The organism is Mycobacterium sp. (assembly GCF_052144515.1).
Taxonomy (GTDB): Bacteria; Actinomycetota; Actinomycetes; order Mycobacteriales; family Mycobacteriaceae; genus Mycobacterium.
Window position 1 is genome coordinate 1 of record NZ_JBKQQD010000234.1, and the last position, 7,466, is coordinate 7,466.

The window sequence follows — 7,466 nt, forward strand, 5'->3', positions numbered from 1 at the left end:
GCGTAGATGAAGCGGCCCTGCATCGGCACCCGGGGACTTAGCGCCAGCGGCGAGATCATCCGACCGATCGGCTTCGCCAACGTCAGTATTTGACGGCGCGGATCGTTGTGGCTGAGGGCGGCGTGGCGGCCGAGCAGTTCGACTAGGTCGACGACCGGGACGCCGAGAATCGCACAGGTGAGGCCATCGTCGAGGCTGGCGACCAGCGATGCGATGTAACCCCCGAGGGACATGCCGTTCAACCCGATCTTCGAATCAGGCTCCTGCGACCGGATCCAGGACAGCAGGCGCCGAATGTCCCACACCGCCTGAGCCGCAGCGTGCACGTTGTCGAGCAGGTTCCCACCAGGAAACACTGCGCCCTTCGGAAGCCCGCGCGCACGAGGGCCGTGCATGGGAAGGACGGGAAGCACGACGTTCAGGCCGAGATCTTCGTGCAGCTGCCAGGCCCTAAACAAGGTGAGGTCGAGGGCGGCCCGCCCCATCTGCGCGCCGTGCACACACACCAGCCACGGCCTGGGCTCGCGGTGTCGCAGCATCAACGCGTACACCCGGTCGTTGGCGGTGTAGCCCAGCCACCGTTCCCGGCCCGGTTCGCCGGCATGCGGCTCGTACCTGCTCTCGAAGGACATGCGCTGGTCGCTTCGGCCCCGGCTGTGCACGGGCCTGACGATGACATCGGTCAGCGGCGGGGGCGTCGCGAAGAACCCTTCAGGGTTCTCCAGCCACCCCTTCTGCCCATACAGCTCGAGAGCCGCGATCACGTTACGTTTCACTCGCGCAACTGCATCCGGGTCCGAGCTGACCGGCCGGACCGACCGGAGACCCACCAGCACGATCTCGTCTAAGAACGCTTGCGTCGCAAGCGCAATGGTGGGTCGTGCCACCGGAAGATTGTCGGGCTCACGATCGAGATACCTACCCCAGGACCGAGCGTAGAAGCCGCCGGTCCGCGTGAACGGCCTGAGCGCATTCTGGACCGGACCGGCTCGGCGCGGCCGCTGGTAGGGAACGCCAAGTTGTCGCCCTTTGTCGGCATCGTCTGCCGCGGCAGCCGAGGCGCCTGTCTGCTCGATGTCCTCCATGCACCCGCTACCTCCCCGGACGCGTTCGGGCCGCGAAGTCGAATCGTTCGAGGATTCCTCCGCCTGTTGAGCGTGTCGCCGAGCGGCGTCGGCGGCATCGGCCCCGCTATGACGCTAAGAACCCATCAGTCGGCCGGATAGAGACTTAGGTCCCCGGTGAAGCTCGGCCGCGTTCGTCAGAGAGGGTGAAGCGGATCTCGTTCTAACAACCGGTCTGTCAATGGCGACACAACTTTTATCTAGCTTCTAACGTCTCAAAGAAGACGACATATGAGGGACTCGATACTGCGTCTCGGAATGGTGGGGATCCAGGGCCGGTTTCGCCGCGTTTAGTCGCGTGGCCGCCATCCGTTGACCAGCATGGCGGTGAGCGCGTCGGCCCAAGCGTCGTCCAGTCAAAAGGCTGACGAACCAAGACGGCTGCGGTCCTCGTTGGTCAACGGCATCAAACGTCTCGATGTTCTCTACCACTGACGACCTGGCCGGGCAGCACCTTCGAGGACCTGTCGACGGCTGTGGCTTACCAATTTCGAAGTAGAAGAGATATGAGGGTGCCGCCCCAGCGCCGCGCGGCCAGGTTCCGCAGGATACTCGACGCATCAGTCCACGAGTTCGATTGGGGAGCATTGACCAAGGTAAGTTACCGCTGATCAGATAGCGGGTCGCCGGCAGAGAGGACGCGTCGTGCTGCAGGGAATCGCCCGTCTGGCCATCGCCGCTCCCAAGCGGATCATCGCCGTCGCACTGCTCGTGATGCTCGGCACCGCGATCTTCGGCATCCCCGTCATCAAGAGCCTGTCGGCGGGTGGCTTACAGGACCCGACGTCGCAGTCGTGGCATGCCGGCAGGATCCTGTCGGACAAGTTCGGCCAGGGCGATATGCAGATGCTCGTCGCGGTCACCTGCGAGCGCGGCGCCCAGAGCGACGCCGCGCGCGCCGCCGGGGATGACATCGTCGCCCAGCTGAAGGCCTCGCCCTATGTGAGCGACGTGACTTCAGCCTGGACCGCGCCGCCCTCGGCCGCCCAGGCGCTGATCAGCAAGGACGGCAGGACGGGGTTGATCGTCGCCGGCGTTACCGGGGGTGAAAGCGGTGCGCAGAAGCACGCCAAGACGATCTCGGAGCAGGTGGTGCACGACCGCGACGGCGTCACGGTCAAGGCCGGCGGCGAGGTGATGATCTATGTGCAGGTGAACGGGCAGAGCGAGCGCGACCTACTGCTGATGGAATCGATCGCGATACCCGTGAGTTTCGTCGTGCTGGTCTGGGTGTTCGGCGGCCTGCTGGCCGCGGCGCTGCCGCTGGCGGTCGGCGGGTTCGGGATCCTCGGATCGATGGCGGTGTTGCACGCGATCACCTACGTCACCGACGTGTCGATCTTCGCGTTGAACCTCACCGTGGCGATGGGGCTCGCGCTCGGTATCGACTCTTCCTTGTTGATCATCAGCCGGTTCCGCGACGAACTCGCCGACGGCGCATCGCGCGACGCGGCTCTGATTCGCACGATGGCGACCGCGGGCCGGGCTGTGCTGTTCTCGGCGATGACGGTTGCGCTGTCGATGGTCGCGATGGTGCTGTTCCCGATGTACTTCCTGAAGTCGTTCGCCTATGCCGGCATCGCGGTGGTGGCGTTCGCGGCGTTCGCCGCAATCGTGGTGACCCCGGCCGCGATCGCGTTGCTCGGTGACCGGCTGGATGCCCTCGACGTGCGTCGGTTGACGCGTCGGCTTCTCGGCCGGGCCGAGCCGGTGCGCAAACCGGTCGAGGAGACGTTCTGGTACCGCTCGACGAAATTCGTGATGCGCCGGGCGATTCCGATCGGTGTCGCGATCATCGCGCTGCTGCTCGTGCTCGGCGCGCCGTTCCTCGGGATCAAATGGGGCTTCCCCGACGACCGGGTGCTGCCCGGGTCCCTCTCCGCGCGTCAGGTCGGAGACCAGTTGCGCAGCGACTTCGCCGTCGATTCGGCGACCAACGTCATGATCGTGATTCCGGACGTAGCCGGTGTCACGCCGCCCGAACTCGACCGCTACGCCGCCGAGCTCTCGCGGGTGCCCGACGTGTCGTCGGTGTCCTCACCGGGCGGGACGTTCGTCAACGGCGCGCCGGTCGGACCGCCGTCGGCGGCGACCGGAATCAAGGACGGTAGCGCGCTTCTGACCGTTGGCAGCACCGCGCGGCTGTTCTCACAGGCCTCCGAGACGCAGCTGGACCGGTTGCACGCCGTCGCCACACCGGGCGGCAAGGTCGTGCAATTCACGGGGACCGCCCAGATAAACAGGGACAGTTCCGAATCGGTGACCTCGCGGCTGCCGGTGGTGTTGTCGGTGATCGCCGCGATCACGTTGGTGTTGCTGTTCTTGCTGACCGGCAGCGTGGTGTTGCCGCTGAAGGCGTTGCTGCTCAACGTGTTGTCGTTGACCGCGGCGTTCGGCGCGCTGGTGTGGATCTTCCAGGATGGTCACCTCGGTGCGCTGGGCACCACGCCCACCGGGACGTTGGTGGCCAATATGCCGGTGTTGTTGTTCTGCATCGCTTACGGGTTGTCGATGGACTACGAGGTGTTCCTGGTGTCGCGGATCCGGGAGTACTGGCTGTCGTCCGGGCGAACGCGCGCCGACAACGACGAGAGCGTTGTGCTGGGGCTGGCCCGCATGGGCCGCGTGGTGACGGCGGCGGCGCTGCTGATGTGCATTTCGTTCGCCGCGTTGATGGCCGCGCAGGTGGCGTTTATGCGCATGTTCGGTGTCGGGCTGACGTTGGCAATCCTGGTGGACGCCACACTGGTCCGCATGCTGTTGGTGCCGGCGTTCATGCATGTCCTGGGACGGGTGAATTGGTGGGCGCCCAAGCCGCTGGCCAGGCTGCACGAGCGCTTCGGCATCAGCGAGTCACACGATCTGCCTGAGATTGAGCCGCCTGCCGCGGAGACGGGTCAGCGTGTCGATCTCCGTTCCTGATCCGACCAGGCGGAGGCGCCCGCGGCGTGGTCTCGGCGATCAGCTGGGCGAGGAAATCCTTGACGCCAGGCTGAAGTGACCCGCGAACACACGCTGCGGTAGGCCACCCGCCAAAACAGTCATGTCTCGAATATGACGACATCTGAGGGTCTCAAAACTTCGTGTCGGAGACCGGCACGGCGATATGACGGACATCGTTGAGCAGCAGTGAAACGATACTGACGTGGATGACAGTAGTAGCGGTGCGCCGACAGCGGCGGGACTGCCGTGCTGATCGGTGAGCTCGGCGTACTTCGAAGCAATGAAGGAGCGCGAGAACACCTCCAACCGCGCTGACTCCGGCTGTTCAGCGGCGGCCGGTGGCCGGGGCGAGGCGGGCCATCCCGCGCAGGAGCCACGGTATACGCCTCACGATCACCTCCACGGCGCGGTCCGAGCGGCGCATCGCAGTCCGACGGCCAGGAGTGGGCATTGACGCCAGTTCCGCCTCGGGCGATCCCGCCCGCGCGCCGTCTTGAGTGACCGCCAGGAGTTGCCAGGTGCCGGGCACGCCACGCAGCTCGACGCTGCCGCGGTCCTCGAAGCCCGTGCCCGACCCGACGACCAGGTCACGCACGGTGCGGGAAACGAGGATTTCGCCAGCGCCGGCCTGGCCAAGGATCCGCGCCGCGATGTGAACGGCAAGCCCCCCGATGTCGGTGTCCAGCAGTTCACATTCGCCGGTGTGAATGCCAGCGCGGATCTGGATGCCCAGCGTCTCGGCGTCAGCACGCAGGGCCTCGGCGCAGCGGATGGCCTGCGTCGGACCGTCGAAGGTGGCGAGGTGGCCGTCACCGGTGTTCTTGACCACCGTGCCGCCGAACCGTTGCGTGAGGTCGGCGGTGATCTCACCAAACCGGTGCAGCACCGCGCGCCACCGCTCATCGCCCGCTGCCGCGGCGTGTTGGGTCGAGGCGACCATGTCGGTGAACAACACGGTGCAACACCGCAAGCGTAAGAAAGTCGGGCCTTTCCAGTTCACCATCAGCCAAAGCGGCATCTCGTCGAGCGTCGGTGCCGGGCCGCTGCGCTTCAGTCTCGGGGCGGACGGCAAGGTCCGTCGAACCATCCGCGTTCCGGGCGCGGGAATCTACGACAACAAAGTAGTTGGCGGGCGGGCGCAAAAGCACGGCAGGCCCGAGCACCCTAGTGTGGACCCGCCGCCAGATAGCGCTTTGCGCGTTGCGCAAAGCCCGAAATTCATGAAGTGGTACGAGACCGAGGCGTCCAGAGACTTCCAGTGCTGGCAGGCAGAGACCAGAGACGGGCGGTTTTACATAGCGGGTCGCCGTCCAGGGCAGGAGTGGGACGTGCGTGAGTGCAACTCTGACGGCACCGAGGTTGGGGCACCGATGCTCTGCCGGACCTTTGACGACGTCAAACGCGAGGTCGATGAGCGCGAGACGAACCGCCGCGCCTGACTTTCTCTGTCGTGGACTCGGACGTTGCGCCCATCCACCGACGCCGATCAGGCTGATAGTGGGCGGGCATCTAGATGCTCCGTTGTCGTGCCGTTCGGCGCCGATCAGATCATTAGACGGGGACCGCGGGTCGTTGGCGTGCGAACGAGCCGGCGACCCTTCTGTCACGCGCAAGCAGGTCGACACCCGCGGCTTCGGCCTGTTTGAACATCTGCATGGCTTGCCCAATGGTCAGGTCAGTGTTGGGCTCGGAGTCGCCGGGCTGCGCCTGCCTGGGGAAGAACTCGCGGATGTCGACGTTCGCGGTGCCGTTGCCGCCGGGGGGCGGGGTGACGACGAACACGATCACCCACCCCGGGTAGCGGCGCGTCTTCTGAACGATGTCCCAGTACTTGTCGTTGGGGAGGCAGACCACGGCGTACTCGGCCCGGTCCGGCTTTTGAGCGCGCTCGCTGGCGAACTGCTGATCCTTGAGCAGCATCGGCAGCATGCGCAGTGCCATGAGGCGATCTTCGTCCTCAGCCACGGTGCCACCTGTCCACGATCTGCTCCCAATGGGTGATTAGGTACTCGTATTGTATTTGGAATTCGTAGTCGATGATGCGCTCATCGCCTGGGAAAAGCTCGAACATGCACACACGGTCTTCGGGTTTGTGCTGGTAGAAACGGTGGCGGTGGAGCTCGCTGTCGCTGGTATCGACGCGCTCGAGTTCGAATCGGCCCAGCGGAGATTCCATCCACAGGCTGTAGCAAAAATCCCGGATTTGGCCGCGGAACATAGCGCTTCGTATCGACAATTCGACGCGGATGTCACCCATCGTCCCGAGTTCGAACGTCAAGTGGTCGTGGAACAGATCCCCCAGCGGTTCGTATCCAACCATCGGGGAACAGCCTAGGACGACTCCGTAATTGGCAGGAATTTCCAAGGTCCCGCGAGGGACCTGACGACTAGCGTCACTGCAGGTGGCACTCAAACATCACACAGAACAGATACCCATCGAGCGGCCCGGAGGAAGTATGGGCTGAGTTGGATATGGCCAGGTTGCGCGAGTCTCCCGCCAAGTCGAAAACTGTGTCCATCCCGACCGCCCTCGCGATGACGGGCCTAATGCTGCTCTTCGGTGATGTCGGCGTTGCGATGGCTGACGTACCAATCGGACCAGGTCCGACCAACTACACCGAGCAGCCGCAGCCGCCGCCAGGAACATGCCACTACCGCACCGCCGCCAACGGGGAAACCCTGCCCGACCCGAACTGCACCCCCGGCGCGATCAGCCCGAAGGTCACCCCAGACACCCTCGGTACCACGATCTGCAAGACCGGCTACACCAAGTCGATCCGCCCGCCCGCCTCCATCACCGAGATCGAAAAGCGCGAAAACGCGGCGGCATACGGGTACACCGGCTCGCTGAAAGACGTTGAGTACGACCATCTCGTGCCGCTTGAAGTTGGCGGGGACCCGAACGATCCCCGCAACCTGTGGATCGAGCCCGGCGCATCCCCAAACCCGAAAGACGGCGTCGAATCTAGGCTGCATGAGCTTGTCTGCGAAGGCAGAGTGCCACTCGCTGCGGCGCAGGAGGCCATCGCCACCGATTGGACTACGGCACTTGATGCAGTGCGTGAAGTAGCGTCTCGCTAACTTACTGCGCGTCCAGGGCCTGGTTCAAACGCGGTGCTGTTTACATCGTCGAACAGGCTAATTATCGCGTGCACGATAAGCGTCGCAGCATCTTTGCTGGACAGCGAGGTTGCATGGGGACCGGTGACCGACCAGCGCTACCAGACCGCCACCGAGCTGGCCGACGCCGCACACCACGCCCTTACCGAGGGCCCCCAATCCACGCCCCGGACACCGCCAGTCAATGGTGGGGTGCGCGAGCACAGCCGATTGGAGGAGTATGCGAGGGGTGGGTGACGTCTCGGTGATCGGTTGCGTCGGGTCGTTGATCGTGGCGAC

The 7,466-nt window shown here is 64.8% G+C and carries 7 protein-coding genes and 1 pseudogene; 4 read left to right on the forward strand and 4 right to left on the reverse strand.

The window, feature by feature from the left end:
• The coding region (locus tag ACLP9N_RS16300; RefSeq protein ID WP_442408395.1) for an alpha/beta hydrolase family protein at positions 1–1,085 on the reverse strand (1,085 nt) is incomplete at its 3' end.
• 684 nt (positions 1,086–1,769) lie between these two features.
• On the opposite strand from ACLP9N_RS16300, the gene ACLP9N_RS16305 reads away from it, so the two are divergent.
• Entirely contained in the window at positions 1,770–4,046 is a 2,277-nt protein-coding gene (locus ACLP9N_RS16305; protein ID WP_442408396.1) for an MMPL family transporter, read from the forward strand.
• Positions 4,047–4,392: 346 nt separating this feature from the next.
• On the opposite strand, the pseudogene ACLP9N_RS16310 reads toward ACLP9N_RS16305, so the two are convergent.
• A pseudogene (locus ACLP9N_RS16310) lies at positions 4,393–5,028 on the reverse strand (adenylate/guanylate cyclase domain-containing protein); the annotation flags it as partial.
• Here ACLP9N_RS16310 and ACLP9N_RS16315 point away from each other — a divergent pair.
• Positions 5,006–5,506 carry a DUF4236 domain-containing protein gene (locus ACLP9N_RS16315; RefSeq protein ID WP_442408397.1) on the forward strand — a complete coding sequence of 167 codons (501 nt, stop codon included), beginning with the start codon at positions 5,006–5,008 and terminating at the stop codon, positions 5,504–5,506. The pseudogene ACLP9N_RS16310 and the gene ACLP9N_RS16315 sit on opposite strands and share 23 nt — an antisense overlap.
• Positions 5,507–5,618: 112 nt before the next feature.
• On the opposite strand, the gene ACLP9N_RS16320 is transcribed toward ACLP9N_RS16315, so the two are convergent.
• Positions 5,619–6,032 (reverse strand): hypothetical protein, encoded by a 414-nt coding sequence (locus tag ACLP9N_RS16320; RefSeq protein ID WP_442408398.1) that lies wholly within the window; start codon positions 6,030–6,032, stop codon positions 5,619–5,621.
• A complete protein-coding gene (locus ACLP9N_RS16325; protein WP_442408399.1) occupies positions 6,025–6,387 on the reverse strand; it encodes a hypothetical protein in 363 nt (120 codons plus the stop codon). Before ACLP9N_RS16325 ends, ACLP9N_RS16320 begins: the two co-directional genes overlap by 8 nt.
• A 152-nt stretch (positions 6,388–6,539) precedes the next feature.
• Between ACLP9N_RS16325 and ACLP9N_RS16330 the strand changes: the two genes are divergently transcribed.
• Positions 6,540–7,148: a hypothetical protein gene (locus ACLP9N_RS16330; RefSeq protein WP_442408400.1), complete on the forward strand. Its 609-nt coding sequence runs from the start codon at positions 6,540–6,542 to the stop codon at positions 7,146–7,148.
• A gap of 123 nt (positions 7,149–7,271) precedes the next feature.
• On the forward strand, positions 7,272–7,424 hold the full coding sequence (locus ACLP9N_RS16335) for a hypothetical protein (protein ID WP_442408401.1): 153 nt from the start codon (positions 7,272–7,274) through the stop codon (positions 7,422–7,424).
• Positions 7,425–7,466 lie beyond the last annotated feature (42 nt).

Bases quoted from the DNA above. Each gene is read 5' to 3' on its own strand.
- ACLP9N_RS16315 (WP_442408397.1), top strand. From the start codon at position 5,006: ATGTCGGTGAACAACACGGTGCAACACCGCAAGCGTAAGAAAGTCGGG.
- ACLP9N_RS16330 (WP_442408400.1), top strand. From the start codon at position 6,540: ATGGCCAGGTTGCGCGAGTCTCCCGCCAAGTCGAAAACTGTGTCCATC.
- ACLP9N_RS16325 (WP_442408399.1), bottom strand. From the start codon at position 6,387: ATGGTTGGATACGAACCGCTGGGGGATCTGTTCCACGACCACTTGACG.